Origin of the sequence: Bacillus cereus group sp. MYBKT111-2 (genome assembly GCF_051915205.1) — a bacterium.
Classification (GTDB): domain Bacteria; phylum Bacillota; class Bacilli; order Bacillales; family Bacillaceae_G; genus Bacillus_A; species Bacillus_A paranthracis.
The window spans coordinates 447,358-466,563 of record NZ_JBQAEG010000004.1; the positions used below are offsets into that span (position 1 = coordinate 447,358).

A 19,206-nucleotide genomic window follows, 5' to 3' on the forward strand; every position below is an offset into this window, starting at 1 on the left:
CTTTACATTTCAAATGACTTCTATTCGTTCCATAGTAAGTGAATATACATTTTCATACCCTGCGGTGCTAAGCTTTTTTTGTAATCGATCCGTATCCTCTTTCAAAGCGTGTACTAACACCGTATGTTCTGGTGATAATGTATTTAACATCTCTTTCACATCTCTTATACTTTGGTGAACTTTATATGGAACTCGCTTCACCCTACATTCTTTACCTACACGTTCCTTCAAAACTTTTTCTGCAAAACTCCCTTTCGCAATATGTCCAGTAAAGATAATAGAATTTCGTTCGTCACGTCGAAGTTGTTCATAATATAACTGCGCTCGCTTCGTTTGCATATTCGCATCACTCATTACAACTATTCCATAACTATGTTGCGTACCGCTGTCATCATCCATAACTATTATGTTTCTTTTTAAACTCTCCATTAGCTCTTCAAGTTCTTCATTATTTTTGATCCAATCTTTATATGCGAACATCTGTTGAAATCCATCCAAAATTTCTTGATCTACTATAATAGGGAGTTCTTTATATTTTTTATATAAATACAATACGATATCTTGCGCCCTACCAAGGGGGGGCAATGGTAGTAATGTTATCCCTTTGTTCCCGGCGGCGCGTTCAATTTCTGTACATAGTTCGTTTATTCGTTCATGTTGCGAAACATCATCAGTATGATAAGCGGCATCTACGATTGCGACTTTTATATCGCCGTGCAACTTCTCAGGTAAATTAGCTCGCAATATGTTAGACTCTGCTGAGTAATCGCCAGAATAGAATACATATGTATGATTCATATCCACTAAAAACCAAACAGCTCCTAATACATGCCCACTATACCCCCATTGAAAACGCAATGTAGGAGTAATCTGTACCCATTCATTCGGATTGCTAATCTCATCGATATATACATAATTTAAATCTTTTACATTTTGGTCGGTATAAGGTACATGCCATCCTTGCGCCAAATTGTAGTTTCTCCATTTTTCATAATAAGCGGGAAGTTGCTCCTTCGTATAACGAGTTGTCCATATTTTTTTCTTATATCCATACTTCGCTAATAAAGGTAAGCCCATCGTATGATCTTCATGAATATGTGACAAAAATACTGCATCTAAAAACGGTACAACTTCTCGTTCTATTTTTGGATAACTATCCTCATATGACCGATTAATACCACAATCAAATAATATTTTTGTCTCTTTATTTTTTACGAAGTAGCAGGAGCGACCGTATTCTCCCGCTCCTCCCCACACTTCTACCCTCATCATGCTACCCCTTTTCGTTTGTGCTCCATATGCTGCAGAAGTAATAAACATAGTGTTGTAAGTCCAACTGAAACGACAGCCATCGCCATTCCAATAGATACTTCTCCTTGTTCAAATTGAGCAAAAATAAATGTTGCTGACGTTTCTACCGATGGAGGTAGTACGAGAAGCGATGCTACTAACTCCCTTATCGAGATTGTAAATGTCATCGCCCATCCGGCAAGAATACCCGGGATAATAAGAGGGAATATTATTTTTCTAAAAATATACATATAATTCCCAGAAAAAATACTTCCTGCCTGCACGAGAGAATCATCAATTTGCCCGAGCGATGCTTTTACATACTGCACCGTATAAGGTAAAAAAAGAACAACGTACGTTACGATTACCATGACTGGTGTATTGTAAATGGACAGGGGCATATAGGGGGAATTCCAAAATAAAATAAGCCCTACAACCATTACGATTCCTGGTACCATGTTCGGTAACATACCGCACATATCCAGCCATTTTTCAGAGGACTTTTTCCCCTTTCGAATCATAAGTGCTAAAAAGACGCCAATCATAACAGCAATAATCGCTGTTATAAGTGAAAAAAGAAAACTGTTCCATAGAGCTTCTAATCCTGGAGATCCGATTGTAAATAATGCTTCATAATGGCTCGTTGTAAAGTTATTTACATGTAAGCCACCGCCTCTTAATTTTGATAAAGAAGCAATCAATATAGAAAAATACGGGATTCCAATTGATACGAGTAATAAACCAATTACATAGCCCCATGTTACAACACGCGTAACGATAGACAAATTATACCTTTTAGATTTCACACCTTTTCCACTAACCATTGCATATGAGTACTTTCGATTCAATACATTTTGCATATACCAAATGAGCATACACGCACTAAGTAATAAAGAAGATAATGCTGTTGCACTACCAAAATCAATCGGCCAACTCGAAATAAATTTATGAATCTCAGATGTTAACACATGAAATCCTATTCTTCGTCCGAATGTAGCTGGTGTCCCAAATTCAGCAATCGTCTTTACGAAAATGAGTAAGGCACCCATTACATAACTTGATACCAATAGCGGCAATATGATTTTTCGTAAACGATAGAAAAAGTTTCCACCATGAACTGCTGCCGCTTCTTCTTTACTACTCCCAATTTGAAGTAATGTATTCTTCAACATGAAGTAAAGAAATGAGAATAAATGCAGACTCATAATTAAAACCATACCTCCTAAACTAAAAAACGAGGATGATATCGTCTTTAGCATCGGAAAAAACTGTTCGAAATAGCCGTTAGGTTGCATGAACAAAATCCAGCCCATTGACCCAATATACGGCGGTGTCATAAATGGGATCATAAAAACAACATCTAACTTGCTATACTTTCCAACATCTGTTTTGCTCATAATGAACGCTAATGGAAATGCAAATACGGTAGCTCCTATTACTACAAGTACACCGAGAAGCATCGAATTTAGAAAAATCCCAGCTAATCCACCACTCTGCATCACTTCAAAAGGCTTTAAAAAATTCCAACTACTATTTTCATATACACTAGAAAATAAAATGAGAAAAAGCGGAACGACGATTAACATCGCCACAAGTAACAACGCTACCGTCATTCCAATTTGCCTTACTGATACGAATCGATTTACCATGTAATCACCATCTTATTGAAATACTTTCTTAAATTGTTTTCCTATTTCATCCTGTTCTTTCTCCACTGTTTTCCAATCAACATTTAATACTGGAATCTCTTCTACATTCGGTCTATTTTCAGCTTTTATATCTGTTCTACCAGGCAATAAATATGCTTTAGAAATTTGTTTTTGCACATCATCTGATAATAAATAATCAATAAACTCTTTTGCACCTTCTACATTTTTACTATCCTTCATAATGCCTGCTGCGCGTGGACTAATGACTGTTCCGCTTTTTGGATATACGATATCAACTGGTTCACCCTTTGCTTTTGCACTGTACGTCATATAATCAACACCCGCAATGACCATATCTTTTGCACCTGTTACTACTGGATCTAATGCTTCTTGGTTTGCCCCCGCTACTGTAACTTCATTTTTCTTAAGCTGTTCAAATAAATTCCATCCATCTTTTCCATTCTTTTTCACGTATCCTGTTACAAAGTCTAAAGCCGAACCTGAAAGTGCTGGATCCGGAAAATTCACCTTCCCTTTCCATTCTCCTTTTGTTATATCGCTCCAATCTTCAGGTGCTGCCTTCACATTTTTTGTATTGTACACAATTCCTAATGCTGAAGCACTATATCCGAAATAATGCCCTTTATCATCCGACCATTCAGAACGAAGCTTATCAGCTTGTTTCGCTTCTTTATAAGCTAACGTTTGACCATCTTTCTTTAATCCTTCCATCGCTGGTAAAGAAGCAAGTACGACTACGTCAACGACTGGTTTTTTCTTTTCGGCTTCCATTCGCGCTAAAATCTTACCTGTTGTTCCTTGAAACATTTCCACTTTTATACCCGTTTTCTTTTCAAAGTCCTTTTGAATTTTTTCTGCTAATCCTTTTGGTCCAGCACTATATACAACAATTTTCTTTTCATTCGTAGTTTTACTTTTTGCATCTGCATTACCTGTCTTTGAACTACACCCTGTTACTACGGCAGAAAATAATAAAGTACATACAAATAACGACTTAAGCGAACTGAATTTCTTCATACGATTCTCCCCCTATATGATGAATACATTTTTTCGGTACATATAACGATACTGGCTTTCCGATGCTTATCTTACTATTGTGATAAGCTGTCCATATTCCGAGTGTCCCCATATTTACTTTCACTTCATAACGCTCTCCTACATATGTAACGTGCTGGACTTCACCTGTATACATTTCACACACTTCATTTTTTGTCCAGCTCACATGCTCTGGACGAACCATTTGTTTACCCTCTACAAGCCAATTTGCCTTACCAACAAATTTTGCAACAAATTCATGAGATGGCTTCACATAAATATCTTCTGGTGTTCCTTTTTGTAATACTTCTCCTTGTTTCATGACAATAATTTGGTCTGACATTGACATAGCTTCTGTTTGATCGTGGGTTACATACAATGCCGTTAAACCAATGGAATGAACGATATCCATAAGCTCTAACCGCATTTCTTCTCGCAAAATTGCATCGAGTGCACTAAGCGGTTCATCAAACAAAATAAAATGCGGCTTTGTTACAATCGCTCTAGCAAATGCGACACGTTGCTGCTGTCCGCCAGAGAGTTCATGCGGATATCTTTTCTCCATCCCTTGCAAACGAACTCGCTTTATTGCCTCTTCTACTTTTTCTCGTAATTGATTCGTTTGCTTTGTAGCTCTTAAACCAAATGCAACATTTTCAAAAACAGTCATGTGCGGCCATAAAGCAAAATCTTGAAATACCATTCCGATATTACGTTCATGAGGAGATGTTTTTATTTTTTTAGAAGAAGAATACATGCACGTATCTCCAAAATATATTTCACCTTTATCTGGCTCTTCCAGTCCTGCAATCATTCTAAGTAATGTCGTTTTCCCGCATCCCGAAGGTCCTAACAGTGTGGTGAATTCACCTTGTTTCATCACAATTTGTAACGGCTTTAACGCTTGTACTTTTCCAAATGATTTTTCTAATCCACTAATTTTAATATCCATCGTTTCACCTCTCTCCCCTCACTCTTAACCTGCTTTCATTCTATATGGAAGATTTATACTGAATGTTAATGTACTGTAAAGATTAAATTAAAAAACTTCTAATAAACTATTTATTTCTATAGATTTTTTCTATAGTTAGAAGAAAAAGGGGCAACTTGCCATGAATCTCTTAAAATTAGAAATTGTAGTGCTTATTAAGAAATACAAAAAGCTCACGATTGTTGCAGAACAGCTTGGTGTTAAACAACCTACTATTACATTCCATATAAAAAGCTTAGAAGAGGAACTCGGTGTACCTTTATTTGAATTACGTTCTGGAAGATATTTCTTAACAGAGGCTGGCGAGGCATTGCATCATTATGCTTGTAAAATAGATGCGCTTATGAAAGAAGCTAGGCGAGTCACGCAAGAGTTTAAAGATTTTCATAAAGGAGCTATAACAATTGGCGCTAGTTATGTACCAGCGACATATCTTTTACCAGAAATTGTTCATCAATTTCAATGTGAATTTCCAAATATAAAAATAACACTCATGGTAAAAACAGCTCCTGAAATTCGAACGATGCTACAAAATCATGAAATTGATCTCGGTGTAATTTCAGCAGCACCGTTTGATGAATCACTTTTAAAACAGACGAATGTAATGCCTGATACACTTGTTCTTGCTTTCTCCAAAGAACATCATTTTTCAAAAAAAGAAAATGTATCATTACAAGATATCGAAAAGGAACGGATATTACTACATCGTAATCCATCTACAACAAGAGATTTACTTACAAAATGGATGTTAGCTCATAACATTACATTCCAATCAGAAATTGAATTAGATTCATTAGAAACGATGAAACAAATTTTAAAATACGGTAATGGGGTTGCCTTTATTTCTAAACTTGCTATTGAACAAGAAGTACAACGAAATGAACTACGCTACATACCCATCCCTGAATTTGAATTTCAACGTAACATTTATACGATTCATCATGAGGACAGGTGGAATTCTAAAATTATTTCTTTTTTACTACATAACATCACTTCTTATGCAACAAAAAATTAAAAGACTGTCGCTTTACACGACAGTCTTTTAAGCTATAACTCTATTTATTTTTCTTCGCTTCAATTTTTGCTTGCGCCTCTTCAGCCTTATCTAATGCTTCTGAAACTTTTTTCTCTTTTTCTTTCACATCATCTATACTATCTACAGCTTTAATGAGTTTATCAATTCCTTCTTCTTCTACTTTTCTACGTTTTGCTACTCTTTCATTTACTTTCTCTTCTACATCTTTTGCTTTTTGAAGCATATTCTCTGCATTTGATGTTACAGCTGTTTCAAGTGCATCGTCTTTTTTCATTTGTAACACTTCATTTGCAATGTCTTTCGCTTCTAAATACTTACCGTCTTTTAATGCCGTTGCTCCATTATCCATTTTCTCGGCCATTTCTTTATATGATTTCGCTTCATTTCCCGATTTCTCTTTTTCTGCTTTTTCAAACCACATTGTTGCATCACTATATTTTTCATCTTTCAATGATTGCATACCTGTTTCAATATATGTGTCATAATTACTACATCCAGCCATTACGACTAACAGAAAAAGCATAACAAAACTTAATTTTTTCATGCTGTTGTCTCCTTTTCTTTACCTGCTCACTATACTGTAACATACATGAAAAAGAGTTTCAAAAACTAAAATACTAATTTGGTCATTTTTATTATTTTCTTGTTTTTAAGCCGACACATCCACTTGTTTTTTCGCCATATGTTGCCTTACTCCAACTAATACAACTAACAATAAACCTCCGCCTATTGTCATCATAACAATGCTAGTTGGCAACATGTCTAACAATAATCCATATACAATCATACCGAGCGGTGCGATTGCAGTCGCAATTGTTTCAAGTAGACCAAACACACGCCCTAAGTAGCTCGGATCTGTCGTCTTTTGCATATGTACTTGCATCGGAATATTTACAATCATAATTGCTATACCAGTTAACATCATGAAAGCAATATAGTAAATAAAACTTGCTACTTTTGGAATGGTAACTAACAACGGGAATACTGTACATAAACTTAAACCTGCAAACAAAAACAGTCCAGTATAAATAGAACGAAACGGATTATTCACTTCTTTACGCACTGATAAAGTAATCGCACCCATTAGCATCCCGACCGCTAACATTCCCTCTACAGTACCGAGTTGCTTTGAAGATAAATGTAATGTACGTATGATAATGTATGGCAGTGCAACGGTTAGCCCACAAGCAAAAAAGTTTACCCACAATGCTATTTTCATTAAACCGTATATTTCATGTTGTCGTTTTACATATGAAAAACCTTCTTTTATACTCGTCAAGAAATGTTCTTTTCTTTCAGCCACTTCTTTTTTATATAAATCAAATACGATAAACAATTGCAAAATCACCGCTAAAAAGAACGTAATACTATTTAATAAAAAGAACGACTGAATGGAAAAGAAACCAAATACAACTCCGCCAATAATCGGTCCTAAAATATTTGATAAAGAAGCTGCCGTTTGATTTAAAGCACTCGCTTTTTGAATACGCCCCTCATCTACTAAATTAGGAATAGACGAAGTTAATGCAACAGAATAAAAACTTGCACAAATTGATAATAATGCTGCTGAAACATAAATAAAAAGAAGTGATGGTCCAAATATAGTAGCAAGGATAAACATGATAAGCATCGTTAAACTACTTAATAAATCAGTACCGATGACAAGCCATTTTCGATTCACACGGTCAGCTACAGCACCCGCAATTGGTCCACAGATCATCCTTGGAAGTGATCCGCAAACGAGCGTAGTAGCAAAGCCCATCCCAGAACCCGTTGTCTTTAATACGTATAACCCCATTGCGAACGTATAAATACCTGCGCCTAATAAAGACGTCATTTTTCCAATCATCATTAAAATGATATTTCTCGTTGCAATCTTCATTCTTGAATCGGTTTGACCTATACTTACATCTTCCATTCTGACACTCTCCCTTTAAAAGTTAAATTGTGTTAAACTTATTATATAATCAACTTTCCAATTATCACAACAAAAAGTTTAATTGTATTTAACTTTTTAATTATAAAGGAGCTACAATATGGCAACTCTCGGAGAAAAAATTAAAGCATTACGAAAAGAAAAAAAGCTTACGCAAACAGCACTGGCAGGTTCGGAACTGACAAAAAGTATGCTTAGTCAAATTGAAAATGGAAAAGCTACACCTTCTATGAAAACATTACAATATATTGCAGAAAAACTTGAATGTGAACCGAGCTTTTTATTAGAAGAAGATGAAGGAAAAATTGTAGAACTCATTCAAAAAATGGAGCCACTAATAAAGGCAAATGGCGATGAAGTATACAAAACTTTACTACCTATCGTTCAAACAGATTTACCTCCAACTTTAAATACAGCACGTTTATATAAACAGTTCATAACTGGAGCGGCTATTATGAACGATTATAATATTGAATATTACGTTGAAACAGCTGTTTCTATATTTGAAAAATATACTTTGTATCGCGAAAGTACTGAAACGAAACTACTGTTTTACTATATGCTCTTCAAACGTAAAAAATATAAAGAATGTTTACAGTTGATCGCCACAATTCGTGATGAATATAAGGCGAAGAATTTAGAAATGGATCTTATTACACATATACAACTATACTTAAAAGAGGCAATTATTTTACTCGCATACGGCAATTATGAAAAATGTGAAAAAGTCATTTTAGATGCACTTGCATTTTCAAAAAAACATCAAGTGTATTATAAAACAGATGAATTTTACCGTATTTTATCTTATCAAAAAATCATTGTAGCTGATAAAGAACGATATTTATATTACATAAAAAAATCTGAGCAATTTGCCATTTTTACAGAAGATACTTTATCCGCTGCAAATGTAGATATATTAAAAGCTTATTACTACAACACTGTTACGAATGAATATACAATCGCATTGGAACATCTAGAACAATTTCGAGAAAAACTAAAAAATGATCCAATTTTCCAAGACGATGGGCTGTATTATCTTGAAAAAGGAAAATCTTTGTATGGTTTAAAACGTTATAAGGAAGCTTTGGAAACATTAAAACACGCTACCATACCAGATTATATGAATCATCCACTTGATCAATCGTGGGTATTAACAGCTGGGTCTTATCGTGCCCTTTGCTATATAGAACTTCAAGATAAAAAATCTGCCTTAACAGAGGCAAAAGAAGCTGCTCAAGCAATAGATAGCCATCCTGATTCGATCTTCACTTCATTTATTAAAGAAACATTACAAATAATACAAAAACTTTAAGAATGTCTCGAAATGGTATATTATTCCTCTTTTTTAGCAAAGATAATAATGATGGGAGGAATATAAATGAATATTCAACGTGCAAAAGAGCTTTCTGTGTCAGCGGAGCAAGCGAATGTTAGTTTTCAAGGCATGCCTGTTATGATTCAACACGTCGACGAAAGCAATGAAACCGCCCGCATATATGAAGTAAAAAACCCAGGACGCGAATTAACAGTTCCAGTTAATAGCTTAGAGGAAATATAAGAAATGCCACTTCATTTTTGAAGTGGCATTTTTCTTTTTCTATATAAATGTCATTCCTATTTTCTCTTTAGTAATCCATACAAACCAATACAAATTACAATGAAGCCTACTATTCCACAAGCTAGTTTTATAAATATGTCTCTTGTTTCATAGCTTCTAACTTCGACTACACTCTTTTTAAGACGTTTCATTTCCTTTTGCTCACTTTCTACTCGCTCCCCATATACTAACAAACGATATTTACTTGATGTATATGGTTCACATGTAAGCAGTGTAACTTTATCTTTTCCTTTTATTACATTTAATTTATCTACTTGATTTGGATAAATGATTTCACGGCCAATTACTTTATACACGTGCTGCTTTCCAAATACCTTTACATAGAATACATCTCCATCACTTAACCAATCAAGATGACGAAACATCATTGCCCCATGATATCCACGATGTCCTGCCAATACAGCATGTGTATCATTCCCACCAATCGGTAATGAAGTCCCTTCAATTTGCCCTACTCCTTTACTTAAGTTTTCTTGACTTGCTCCTAAGTAAATTGGCAATTCCTCTTTTATTTTCGGAATAGAAATCGTACCAAATATTTCATCTTTGTTTATATAATGTAACGGTTCCGTACTTATTTCATCATCCTGTACAAATGGGTCACTCATTTTGAAAATAGTTTTCCCTAACGATTTATTATATGTTTCCATCTTTCGAAACTTCTCATTTACATCTTCTATTTTTAAATCATCAACCATTTTTTCATAACGTATCACTTCTGTCTTATATACATACTTGTTTATATAATTAGCAATCATTGGATATAAAAATAGGGATAATCCTGTAAGAAACAATACTACGCTTATAACTCCCCTTCTCACACACTCACCACACAATACATACTATTTTCGTTTTTTTAAATAGATTATTAGAAGGATAATGCAAATAATACCAATAGGAAAAATGATCATCCAATCTTCTAAAATGAAAGGTTTTGTAATCATTTCTTTTTCTCTAGCATCATATGGAACACGGTGTCCTCTCACTAGTAACCTGTGCGTGTTCACTCCATAAGGGGTACACGTAATTAATGTTGCGTAATCTTGTCCTTGTACTACTAATAAATCTTCTGTCTCATTTGGTAACACAACTTTTATTTGATCTACCTTATAGGCAAGTACTTTATCTAATATATGAATATAAAATATATCTTTCTTTTCAATTTTGTCTAAATGAGTAAACATTATCGCTGAAGGTAAACCGCGATGTCCCGTTAAAACTGTATGCGTATTTTCTCCTCCTACTGGTAATGAGGTTTCATTCAACTGACCAATCCCACGGCTTAACACTTCTTCTGTTGTCCCTTGATAAATTGGAAGGTTCACATCAATTTTTGGAATTTCAATATACCCCATAACATCACCAACATTTAACATATCCACAGTAGAACTTTTACGTTCACCATCCTTTTCCCGAAAAGGATCTGAAAATGTTTGCGTTGTATTTTGGACCTTCTTATTATACTCTCGTGCTTCCATTTCTTTACGATCAATCTCTTCCTGCTCCAGCCTCTTTATCGCTTCATCATATGTACTTACTTCTGAATAATGTGTTCTTGTTGCAAACCAATTGCTTACAGTTGGATAGAGAAATATACTTAATCCTAGTAAAAAAATACTTCCAAAAATTATATTTCGTTTCATAATAGCCTCTTTCACTACGGATAAAATGTGGAAAAGAGGAAAGCGATATGCCTTTCCTCTTCTCAAAACTCAATTATTATAAACATATAAATTAAGAATTCTTTACAGGTTTTTTTCTAAAGAAAATAAATGTTGCTACCGCCATTAGCATAAGACCCACTACCGTGAAGAAAATTGTACCCATACCACCTGTTGCTGGAATAATCCAACCGCTCTTATTATTCTCAACTTGTAGCTCTATTTTTGGGTGTTTTTCATCAATTGTAATATCAATCGGATCTCTTAACTTTTGATAGTGCTCGACTGCACCGTCTTTATCTTTATACTTTGGTGCTTCCGTTTCAACAATTTGATATTCACCGTACGGGATTTCATTCCATGTAATAATACCATTTGCATCTGTTATATCATTCATTTCTTTCCCATTAACTTTTATAACATTACCTTTTTTATCTTGTAATTGGAACTTCGCACCTTCTAATTTAAGCGTCTTATCCTTACCATCAACTTTTTCAATTTTAATATTTCCCGTTGTCGGTGTAACCACCACTTCATTAGATGGCTTTCCGTCTTTTTCTGATGAAACATCATCTTTGTTTACAAAATCAAGTACTGCTTTGTTTGGAATTTTCACTCCAGATTCAACATCACTTTTAATTTTTGCAGTAATTTGCAAATGAAGTTCTTTCCCATTAATTTTTGAAAAATCTTCAATTGTAGCGGTTACTTTTTGACCTTCTACAACTACTTTTACACTACCATCTTCAACTTTCTTTCCGTCAATCATAACAATTGGTAGGCCTTTTATTTCCAAACGATCATCTAAAATATCTTTTACAACATATTTTTTATATGATTGAATATCTTCAGGAAGTAGTGTTTTAATATCATACGTATAATCTGTCTCTTTATTAATTCCAGCTACTTTTGAACCGTTATTTATACTTTTAGTAATGGTAGGTTCTTTATAGTTCTTTATATCATCCAGCTTAACGACTTCACCAGATTCCTTAATAGAGAAAGGACGCTCCTCTTTACTAGTTAAATAACCTGTTGGAGCCTTATGCTCAATAAAATAATAATAATCCCCATATTCTAGCGAATCAACACGAACTTTACCATCTTCACCTGTTACTAATGAACTCGGTGTCTTAACTTGTGTGCTTGTTCCATCTTTATTCTTTTTAAATAAATGGAACTCTGCATCTTTTAATACTTTACCGGCTTCACCTCTTTTTACGAATTCTACTGAACCACGTTTTGTTTCATTTTTAGGGTAAATATGAACATCGTAATTTAAATCTTTACCGTCTGCACTTGTCATTGGAATATCGACAATAAAAGTAGTCTTATCCAACGCAATATGTTTTGGACCCTCAATTGCTTTTACTTCATAACGCCCTAGCGGAAGATTTGAAAAAACAGCTTCCCCTTTTGCGTTTGTTACCTTTGTTATTGCAGCGTCTTTTACTGGTTTTGCATCTTCTTTTATAACAGTTCCATCATTTGAAATTTTTTCAAATGACTCAATTCGTTTAATTTCAAAAGTTACACCTTCTAAAGGTTTTGCATCTTCTGGAACAGTTTGTCCTTCTTTTCCATTACCTTCTGTAGTTGTTTTTAATTCTTTACTTCGTTCAAACTTGTGAATCGTTAAAGTACCTGTACTTTTTGATTCCGCACTAACAATCATGTTAGATAACGTCGAAAAAGCTAACATACAGATTAAAAATAAACTAAAAATCTTTTTCATTGTTGTCCACTCCCTATCATTTTGCATTGCCTTTGTTATTTCTATCTCTCATTATTTCTCTTTCTAACAAAGAGGAACAATGTAACAAACATCAATATTCCACCAATTACATAATAAATAATTGTCCCTATTCCACCAGTCTCTGGAATAACAAATTCACTCTTTTTATTTACTACTCTTATTTTTTGTGAATCCATTCCAGATTTCACTTCAATTTCTACTGGTTCTCTCATTAACATATATCCTTTTGGTGCTTGTACTTCTTTTAATGTATATTTGCCAACCATTAATGGAATAGAAGTTGCCAAACCATCTTTATTGGTTGTTAATTTACATACTATGGTTCCATCTTTACTAATCACATCAAATACTGCGCCTTCCAACTTGAGATTTTCATCGTTCGCATCTACTTTTTCAATCTCAAATTTCCCTAATGTTGGCGATACTACAAACACTTCGTTTGATACAAAATTCTTCTGGTCAAATAGTAATTCTGCTTTATTTGGAATACCATCATTTGCATTGTATTTCGTTAGTATATCTGCATCTACATTATCGTTTAGTCTTGACTTAATATGCATTGTATACGATTGATTCGCAAGATAAGTATAATTTCCGTCCTGCTTCGGTAACTCAATACTTACTTTCTTTAATTGTTCATCAATTTGCGGTATAACTTCTATTTCTTCTCCATCGCTGTTTACAAGTTTTACTTGTAAGATAGTTAAAATATCCTCTAAGTCATCCTGCAATACTACTTTTTCAAGGTTCATAATGTCATTACCAAAATTATAGTTTACATGCCATGTAAACTCTTCATCTATACTTTGTAATGTCGCTTTTTCCACTTCTTTTTCATCTGCATCCGAAACCATCTTTCTTACTTTAGGTTCCTTTGCTTCCACATTCGTTTTTACATTCGGTTTTTGTGGAGGTAAATCTTCATTATCTGGTGTTTTTCCCTCAACAACTGCTATGTTCTCAATTTCCTTCGTTTTTAATGCATCTTGCGTAACTTTCACTTTAAAAGTTACCGTTCGTTCTTCTGTATCAAGTACGTCACCAAAGTTTAATTTAATCGTGTTATCCTCATACGATCCCTCATCCTCGTCAACTGCATCTGTCAATAAATTTCCATTTAACTTCATGCTACCAGTTATATACTCTATACCTTCAGGAAGCTTATCCGTTAGACGCATATCTTTAATAAGCCCATTTTCTACCTTATTTCGAAGTTTAATTTGATACTCAAATTCATCATTAACATGAAATTTTTCTTGCTTTATACCAATAATCTCTTTTTTCGACTCTAGTTGTCCAGACAACGAATCGACCGGTGTTTCAACTTCTGGCTTTTCCTTATCTTTCGAACTATCAGTCTCAACTATTGCTATATTTTTTATTTTCTTATTTGCCATCTCCGGCTTTACAACAACTTCAAACGTAATTGCTTTCTCTTCCTCACCTTTAAGGTCACCGAGATGAGCATAAATCGTTCCATCTTTTATATGTGCATGATCTTCATCTTCAACATCCGTTTGTTCCTTACCGTCTATCTTCAACGTATTTGGAACATATTCTACTCCTTCAGGAAGTTTATCCGTAATTTTAACAGATTTTAAGAGAGAATCTGGCACACTATTTTTAGTATGAATTGTATACTCTAATTTGTCGCCAACTTTCAGCGTACCGCCGTTTATATCTTTAGCTAGTTTAGTGGTTACTAACTTCCCAGGCTTCTCTTCTCTTTCTGGTAATACTTTAACTACTACTTTATTAGAATCGTTAGCTTCAACCTGACTTCCTGTTAACTCATCAATCCCTTGAACGACAGCGATATTAGGAACTTCTGTTTCTACCTTTTCTCCCCTTAGTTTCGCTTTAAATTCAATGATTGTCTCAGGTGTTTTATCCGTATAGATTCCACCTTTTGTAGCAATTGCTCCTTCACCAATTCTTATTGTTAACTTTCTTGTCTTTGCATCATAGTCAACTTGTTCTGTTTCATTTCCAGCATTCGGACCAGAAATGATTTTCGCCGAATTTGGTACAAATTCTAGACGCGAATCTAAAACATCTTCAATTTTTGTATTAACAGAACTCGAATTTGGTTCAATGTTTTTCACCCGTAAACGATATGTAACCTCATCACCTGGCTCATACTTTTCTTTTGCATCTACTACTTCCTTATCGATGACAAGCTCTGGCGCTGTTGCATTTACTGCAAAAGCTAATGTGTTTAAGACGTAGTCATCACCAGCTGTCGCAGCTTTTAGGCGTATTTCTTTTTGCTCTGGTTTAATATATCCTGCTGGTAACTTAATTAAATCTGCATCAACTCCCAAATTATTTTTATAATCTGGATTAAATGTACCTGGATACTTATCTCGCATATGTTCCTCATATTCAGAAATAGTGGAATTGAATATATTACCTGTTGGATTCAGCTTATCAGTAACTTCCTTCCAAGTATTATCTGTATGAACAAAGAGTTTATCACCTTGCCAATATCTATCACCTTGGACAGCAAAAACAGAAACTTTTGGATCTAAATCTCCAGTTTTTGAAGCAAGAAAGTTTTTCACAGTGAATTCTTTTTCACCAGATCCAGTAGCTCTTTTCAATCCACCATCATAAACAGTAAATGCTTTTCTTGTTTTTGACTTATCTTTCGTGATCACTAGCATGTACCATCCGGCAAAAGAATAATATCCATAATTATACGCAAGCTTTGTATTTGGATAAGGAATATTTGCTAAAGTATAGCTTCCTCCTTTTGAATTAGAGGACTGTAAAAGCTTTGTAACATCTGCATAATTAGAATAATAAGTACCATCAATACCGAAACCATAAAGCAAGCCACTTCCGTAATACGTATTACTTGGTTTTACTTGAAAGCTCTTCCCTGCCGGAGTCGTGAACTTAACTGGTGCTACATACTGTTGCTGCGTTAATTCATAACGTGTTGAACTCCAATATAATCCAGCCCATTCAATTTCAGCATCTTCTGGAACGGGAATATATGCCTTAGATGAATTTGTAGTTGTTGGATCATCATCTATATCAATAAGTTCACGGGTATAGCCATTCGGTGCTGTATACGCAATATTCGTTATATCTGAATACAATGCCGTTTTCTTCTGAGATTCAGTAGCTTTAATACCTAAATTCACATTACCGGTAGAATACATCTCACCTTTATGAATAGATTGATAAGTTGGTTTATCAAAACCTTCTTCATCTGTAACTGCTGCCGTTGCCGTATCAATCGGACTTAAAAACTGTAATTGGGATAATAGCAAGAATAAACTCATAACAACTACAAATACATTTAATATTTTTTTATTTTCTTTCCTCCTACTGTGCAAAGAGGTCACCTCCTTCAATAAATTTTACTAACATATTATACATATATACTTTATATGTATTATTCTAATATGAATCACATATTTCGTTAACAAAATATGTGATTTTTTCCTATTTTAAACATTTATATATAAATATATTTATATTTAGCGATAAAAAATTTCGAGCATCAATATAGAAACCATCTTACTTCATTCAAGTGACAATAAAAAAACGAAATATTAATAAGAAGCCATAACTTCTTTTCTATTTATTACATGCTAAACTATATGAAAAGGGGGAATGTATATGAAAAATAATTTACAAAAAACAAGTCATTATTATGCAGTTATTTTCACTTCTCATTTATCAAATGATACGACAGATTATGGTGTCGCCTCTGACAAAATGGAGGAACTTGCAAAGCAACAACCTGGATTTCTAGGTGTAGAAAGTGCACGAGATCATTCAGGGATCGGAATCACAATTTCTTATTGGGAATCACTTGAGGCAATTGAAAGTTGGAAACAGAACGCCTTACATAAAGAAGCAAAACAAAGAGGTCGTGAGCAATGGTATGAAAACTTTCAACTACGTATCTGCCTTGTTGAGCAAGAATTTAAGTTTCATAGGGATACATTGTAATTATGAAGAAAAAATTAGCTCTCGTTATTGTTCATGAAATATATGGTGTGAACGACCATATGCATCATGTTATAGACCGCTTCACTTCATCTCAAATAGATGTATTCTGCCCTAATCTGCTACAATCGCAACATGCATTTCCTTATAGTGATGAAGAAAAAGCATATCATTTTTTTATGAATCATATTGGATTTGAAGATGGAAAAAAGCAAATTGAAACATTCATTACTTCTCTTTCTAGTAGTTACACACATACTGGACTTATCGGCTTTAGTGTTGGTGCTACCATCTCATGGCTATGTAGTAACAATCCGAACATAGATTTTATTATCGGATGCTACGGTTCCCGTATACGTGACTATATTCATATGAAACCAACATGTGCTACCTTACTTATTTTCCCTGAAAAAGAAGCTAGTTTTTCAGTATCCTCTTTCATTCAAACATTGCAGCAACAAAAGAACCCTTTATTAGAAATACAGCAACTACCTGGTGAACATGGTTTTCTAAATCCGTACACTGAAAAATATAACGGGCACACTACAAATCAAGCATACAATGTAATAGATTCATTTCTTGTAAAAAACACTCTTATAAAGGAGATGTAAATGACACTTACATTACTCTTACTTATTTTCCTATTCATTGCCTTTTTCTCAGTACTAACTATTATTTTAGCAACTGTAAAAAAGGGGGAGTTTTCCAAACGTCCCTACTTACAATCTATTATCGTTTGCATTTTATTTTTTACAAATTGGATTTTATATTTATCAACTTTTTATGCGTTACTTCCCGAGAAAATTAGCGAGTTCCTATTTCTGCCTATTTGGTTTTTCCTTTGTATTTTAGGTTTTATCACTTTTTGGCGCGAATGGAGAAACAACCGTGTGTTCTCCATATGTATCGGTTTTCTTTCCTTTATTAGTTTTTTATTTGGGGTATTGTTGTTAGTTCTTTCGGGGATGTGACTGTTATAAGGAGGATAAAAATCCTCTTTATAACAGTCTTTTTCGTTCCATAACGAAAGGAATTATTAAATAAAGAGCGTAAGCAATTACCATCCAAATGGTAAATGACATGATTTGCTGTGAGGTTAATTGTGAGAATATATTAGAAGAATGATACAAGATGTAAGAATCTAAAGTTAAACCAATCGCTGTGCCACATATACCTAACTTAATAACTGCATATTTCGAGGTATCCAGTTTTTGATATAACCACATTACAAAATATAAAGCTATAGCTGTCCCTAATTCAAGCAACGCCATTTGTAGAAAAAATCTATTTGAAGTGTATTCTAATAAAACAGAAGAACCGAAAATAATGAAGAACACTGAGGCAAAAAGCCAAATGCCGATAGAAAATAAAATAGTGAGCCAAAGTCTATTATTCACTGACATTACCTCCCTTTTGTAGCACTGTAAACTTTTCCAAGAGCATATATAAATCACCATATACTTTGTCTGTAGAAAAAGATGGATTGAATAACGCTTGCAATGCCAATCCATCAATTAATGCATTACATAAAACGCTCCACGTTTCAGTTGAAATTTGAGATGTCATTGTACCTCCTATTTTTTTATTTAACACTCTTGTCAATTCTTGGTTTTCATAATGTAACAATCCACCAATTTTATTTTTCATCGCATCATTTTGTAATCCACTAGCTACTAATTGAAAAAACAAATGATGATACATTGAATCTTTCACGCATCTACTTTCAGCAGACTGTAAAGCCTTTTCTAACTGTACATCCTTTCCTATTTGTTCCCACGACGCTTTACAAAACGATTCAGTTACTTCAAGTAATAATTGATCTTTCGTTTTAAAATGATAATATACGGTACCTTGAGTAACTTGAGCACTCTCTGCAACTGCTTTTAATGTCAACTTTTCCATCCCATGCTCTGCAATAATTTCTTTTGCTGCTTCTAGTAACTTCTCTTTATTAACAACATTCGGTTTTGCCATTTCTATGCCCCCTTTTAAGTTAGTTGGATAACTAACTTAAATTATACAGAAAAATCAGACAAAACAAAAGGAAGAAAAGCCACCATTCAACTTTTCTTCCTTTTATGTTTACCTTTAGCTTTCACTGTCACTGATTCACAAGGTGTATAATATATTTGAGGTGTCGCCTTATCAACAAACATCATAAACGTAATAAAGCCGATAATAAAGAAAATAAACAACGTTAACAAAATTGCTCCTATCGTTAAAAGTATCATAACACCACCCCTATAT

19 protein-coding genes are annotated in these 19,206 nt (G+C 34.1%); 6 read left to right on the plus strand and 13 right to left on the minus strand.

Going from position 1 to position 19,206, the window contains the following annotated elements; genetic code table 11:
- Positions 1 to 9 precede the first annotated feature (9 nt).
- Genes ACTFNE_RS14525 through ACTFNE_RS14540 form a run of 4 tightly spaced genes read right to left on the minus strand, consistent with a single transcriptional unit; the run spans position 10 to position 4,947 of the window.
- Positions 10 to 1,272, minus strand: coding sequence for an MBL fold metallo-hydrolase (locus ACTFNE_RS14525; RefSeq protein ID WP_046197338.1), 1,263 nt, complete (start codon positions 1,270 to 1,272; stop codon positions 10 to 12).
- Positions 1,269 to 2,939: an ABC transporter permease gene (locus ACTFNE_RS14530; protein ID WP_270705556.1), complete on the minus strand. Its 1,671-nt coding sequence runs from the start codon at positions 2,937 to 2,939 to the stop codon at positions 1,269 to 1,271. Before ACTFNE_RS14530 ends, ACTFNE_RS14525 begins: the two co-directional genes overlap by 4 nt.
- Before the next feature lie 12 nt (positions 2,940 to 2,951).
- On the minus strand, positions 2,952 to 3,977 hold the full coding sequence (locus tag ACTFNE_RS14535; protein WP_270705557.1) for an ABC transporter substrate-binding protein: 1,026 nt from the start codon (positions 3,975 to 3,977) through the stop codon (positions 2,952 to 2,954).
- Positions 3,955 to 4,947, minus strand: coding sequence for an ABC transporter ATP-binding protein (locus tag ACTFNE_RS14540; protein WP_000351828.1), 993 nt, complete (start codon positions 4,945 to 4,947; stop codon positions 3,955 to 3,957). Before ACTFNE_RS14540 ends, ACTFNE_RS14535 begins: the two co-directional genes overlap by 23 nt.
- A 160-nt stretch (positions 4,948 to 5,107) precedes the next feature.
- On the opposite strand from ACTFNE_RS14540, the gene ACTFNE_RS14545 reads away from it, so the two are divergent.
- Positions 5,108 to 6,001, plus strand: coding sequence for a LysR family transcriptional regulator (locus ACTFNE_RS14545; protein ID WP_001050629.1), 894 nt, complete (start codon positions 5,108 to 5,110; stop codon positions 5,999 to 6,001).
- A gap of 40 nt (positions 6,002 to 6,041) precedes the next feature.
- On the opposite strand, the gene ACTFNE_RS14550 is transcribed toward ACTFNE_RS14545, so the two are convergent.
- A complete protein-coding gene (locus ACTFNE_RS14550; RefSeq protein ID WP_000736435.1) occupies positions 6,042 to 6,566 on the minus strand; it encodes a DUF4398 domain-containing protein in 525 nt (174 codons plus the stop codon).
- A gap of 105 nt (positions 6,567 to 6,671) precedes the next feature.
- Positions 6,672 to 7,940, minus strand: a complete 1,269-nt coding sequence (locus ACTFNE_RS14555) for an MFS transporter (RefSeq protein WP_270705558.1) — start codon at positions 7,938 to 7,940, stop codon at positions 6,672 to 6,674.
- 118 nt (positions 7,941 to 8,058) lie between these two features.
- Between ACTFNE_RS14555 and ACTFNE_RS14560 the strand changes: the two genes are divergently transcribed.
- Together ACTFNE_RS14560 and ACTFNE_RS14565 are read left to right on the plus strand one after the other, a co-directional pair.
- Positions 8,059 to 9,270: a helix-turn-helix transcriptional regulator gene (locus ACTFNE_RS14560; protein WP_270705559.1), complete on the plus strand. Its 1,212-nt coding sequence runs from the start codon at positions 8,059 to 8,061 to the stop codon at positions 9,268 to 9,270.
- Positions 9,271 to 9,336: 66 nt separating this feature from the next.
- Positions 9,337 to 9,516, plus strand: coding sequence for an H-type small acid-soluble spore protein (locus ACTFNE_RS14565; RefSeq protein ID WP_001025740.1), 180 nt, complete (start codon positions 9,337 to 9,339; stop codon positions 9,514 to 9,516).
- 56 nt (positions 9,517 to 9,572) lie between these two features.
- Here the strand turns inward: ACTFNE_RS14565 and ACTFNE_RS14570 are convergent, their stop codons facing one another.
- The 4 genes from ACTFNE_RS14570 to ACTFNE_RS14585 all read right to left on the minus strand — a co-directional run bounded on the left by ACTFNE_RS14570 (position 9,573) and on the right by ACTFNE_RS14585 (position 16,349).
- Complete coding sequence (locus tag ACTFNE_RS14570) at positions 9,573 to 10,397, minus strand: class C sortase (protein WP_270705560.1); 825 nt, start codon at positions 10,395 to 10,397, stop codon at positions 9,573 to 9,575.
- 21 nt (positions 10,398 to 10,418) lie between these two features.
- Positions 10,419 to 11,219, minus strand: a complete 801-nt coding sequence (locus tag ACTFNE_RS14575) for a class C sortase (protein ID WP_270705561.1) — start codon at positions 11,217 to 11,219, stop codon at positions 10,419 to 10,421.
- 91 nt (positions 11,220 to 11,310) lie between these two features.
- A complete protein-coding gene (locus tag ACTFNE_RS14580; protein ID WP_270705563.1) occupies positions 11,311 to 12,972 on the minus strand; it encodes a SpaH/EbpB family LPXTG-anchored major pilin in 1,662 nt (553 codons plus the stop codon).
- 41 nt (positions 12,973 to 13,013) lie between these two features.
- The gene (locus ACTFNE_RS14585) at positions 13,014 to 16,349 is read right to left on the minus strand and encodes an isopeptide-forming domain-containing fimbrial protein (RefSeq protein WP_439998133.1); all 3,336 of its coding nucleotides are present in this window, start codon (positions 16,347 to 16,349) and stop codon (positions 13,014 to 13,016) included.
- 277 nt (positions 16,350 to 16,626) lie between these two features.
- Here ACTFNE_RS14585 and ACTFNE_RS14590 point away from each other — a divergent pair, with 277 nt between their 5' ends.
- Genes ACTFNE_RS14590 through ACTFNE_RS14600 form a run of 3 tightly spaced genes read left to right on the plus strand, consistent with a single transcriptional unit; the run spans position 16,627 to position 17,930 of the window.
- Positions 16,627 to 16,962 carry an antibiotic biosynthesis monooxygenase family protein gene (locus tag ACTFNE_RS14590; protein ID WP_270705566.1) on the plus strand — a complete coding sequence of 112 codons (336 nt, stop codon included), beginning with the start codon at positions 16,627 to 16,629 and terminating at the stop codon, positions 16,960 to 16,962.
- A gap of 2 nt (positions 16,963 to 16,964) precedes the next feature.
- Entirely contained in the window at positions 16,965 to 17,570 is a 606-nt protein-coding gene (locus ACTFNE_RS14595) for a dienelactone hydrolase family protein (protein ID WP_270705567.1), read from the plus strand.
- The gene (locus ACTFNE_RS14600; protein WP_270705569.1) at positions 17,571 to 17,930 is read left to right on the plus strand and encodes a hypothetical protein; all 360 of its coding nucleotides are present in this window, start codon (positions 17,571 to 17,573) and stop codon (positions 17,928 to 17,930) included.
- A gap of 27 nt (positions 17,931 to 17,957) precedes the next feature.
- Here the strand turns inward: ACTFNE_RS14600 and ACTFNE_RS14605 are convergent, their stop codons facing one another.
- From ACTFNE_RS14605 to ACTFNE_RS14615, 3 genes are all read right to left on the minus strand, one after another.
- The gene (locus tag ACTFNE_RS14605; protein WP_046197328.1) at positions 17,958 to 18,356 is read right to left on the minus strand and encodes a DUF5367 family protein; all 399 of its coding nucleotides are present in this window, start codon (positions 18,354 to 18,356) and stop codon (positions 17,958 to 17,960) included.
- Positions 18,349 to 18,933 (minus strand): TetR/AcrR family transcriptional regulator, encoded by a 585-nt coding sequence (locus ACTFNE_RS14610; protein WP_046197327.1) that lies wholly within the window; start codon positions 18,931 to 18,933, stop codon positions 18,349 to 18,351. The genes ACTFNE_RS14605 and ACTFNE_RS14610 overlap by 8 nt, the downstream gene beginning before the upstream one ends.
- Before the next feature lie 86 nt (positions 18,934 to 19,019).
- Positions 19,020 to 19,190: a DUF3951 domain-containing protein gene (locus ACTFNE_RS14615; RefSeq protein WP_000602230.1), complete on the minus strand. Its 171-nt coding sequence runs from the start codon at positions 19,188 to 19,190 to the stop codon at positions 19,020 to 19,022.
- Between the last annotated feature and the right edge of the window lie 16 nt (positions 19,191 to 19,206).

Bases quoted from the DNA above. Each gene is read 5' to 3' on its own strand.
- ACTFNE_RS14525 (WP_046197338.1), bottom strand. From the start codon at position 1,272: ATGATGAGGGTAGAAGTGTGGGGAGGAGCGGGAGAATACGGTCGCTCC.
- ACTFNE_RS14530 (WP_270705556.1), bottom strand. From the start codon at position 2,939: ATGGTAAATCGATTCGTATCAGTAAGGCAAATTGGAATGACGGTAGCG.
- ACTFNE_RS14535 (WP_270705557.1), bottom strand. From the start codon at position 3,977: ATGAAGAAATTCAGTTCGCTTAAGTCGTTATTTGTATGTACTTTATTA.
- ACTFNE_RS14540 (WP_000351828.1), bottom strand. From the start codon at position 4,947: ATGGATATTAAAATTAGTGGATTAGAAAAATCATTTGGAAAAGTACAA.
- ACTFNE_RS14545 (WP_001050629.1), top strand. From the start codon at position 5,108: ATGAATCTCTTAAAATTAGAAATTGTAGTGCTTATTAAGAAATACAAA.
- ACTFNE_RS14550 (WP_000736435.1), bottom strand. From the start codon at position 6,566: ATGAAAAAATTAAGTTTTGTTATGCTTTTTCTGTTAGTCGTAATGGCT.
- ACTFNE_RS14555 (WP_270705558.1), bottom strand. From the start codon at position 7,940: ATGGAAGATGTAAGTATAGGTCAAACCGATTCAAGAATGAAGATTGCA.
- ACTFNE_RS14560 (WP_270705559.1), top strand. From the start codon at position 8,059: ATGGCAACTCTCGGAGAAAAAATTAAAGCATTACGAAAAGAAAAAAAG.
- ACTFNE_RS14565 (WP_001025740.1), top strand. From the start codon at position 9,337: ATGAATATTCAACGTGCAAAAGAGCTTTCTGTGTCAGCGGAGCAAGCG.
- ACTFNE_RS14575 (WP_270705561.1), bottom strand. From the start codon at position 11,219: ATGAAACGAAATATAATTTTTGGAAGTATTTTTTTACTAGGATTAAGT.
- ACTFNE_RS14580 (WP_270705563.1), bottom strand. From the start codon at position 12,972: ATGAAAAAGATTTTTAGTTTATTTTTAATCTGTATGTTAGCTTTTTCG.
- ACTFNE_RS14590 (WP_270705566.1), top strand. From the start codon at position 16,627: ATGAAAAATAATTTACAAAAAACAAGTCATTATTATGCAGTTATTTTC.
- ACTFNE_RS14595 (WP_270705567.1), top strand. From the start codon at position 16,965: ATGAAGAAAAAATTAGCTCTCGTTATTGTTCATGAAATATATGGTGTG.
- ACTFNE_RS14600 (WP_270705569.1), top strand. From the start codon at position 17,571: ATGACACTTACATTACTCTTACTTATTTTCCTATTCATTGCCTTTTTC.
- ACTFNE_RS14610 (WP_046197327.1), bottom strand. From the start codon at position 18,933: ATGGCAAAACCGAATGTTGTTAATAAAGAGAAGTTACTAGAAGCAGCA.
- ACTFNE_RS14615 (WP_000602230.1), bottom strand. From the start codon at position 19,190: ATGATACTTTTAACGATAGGAGCAATTTTGTTAACGTTGTTTATTTTC.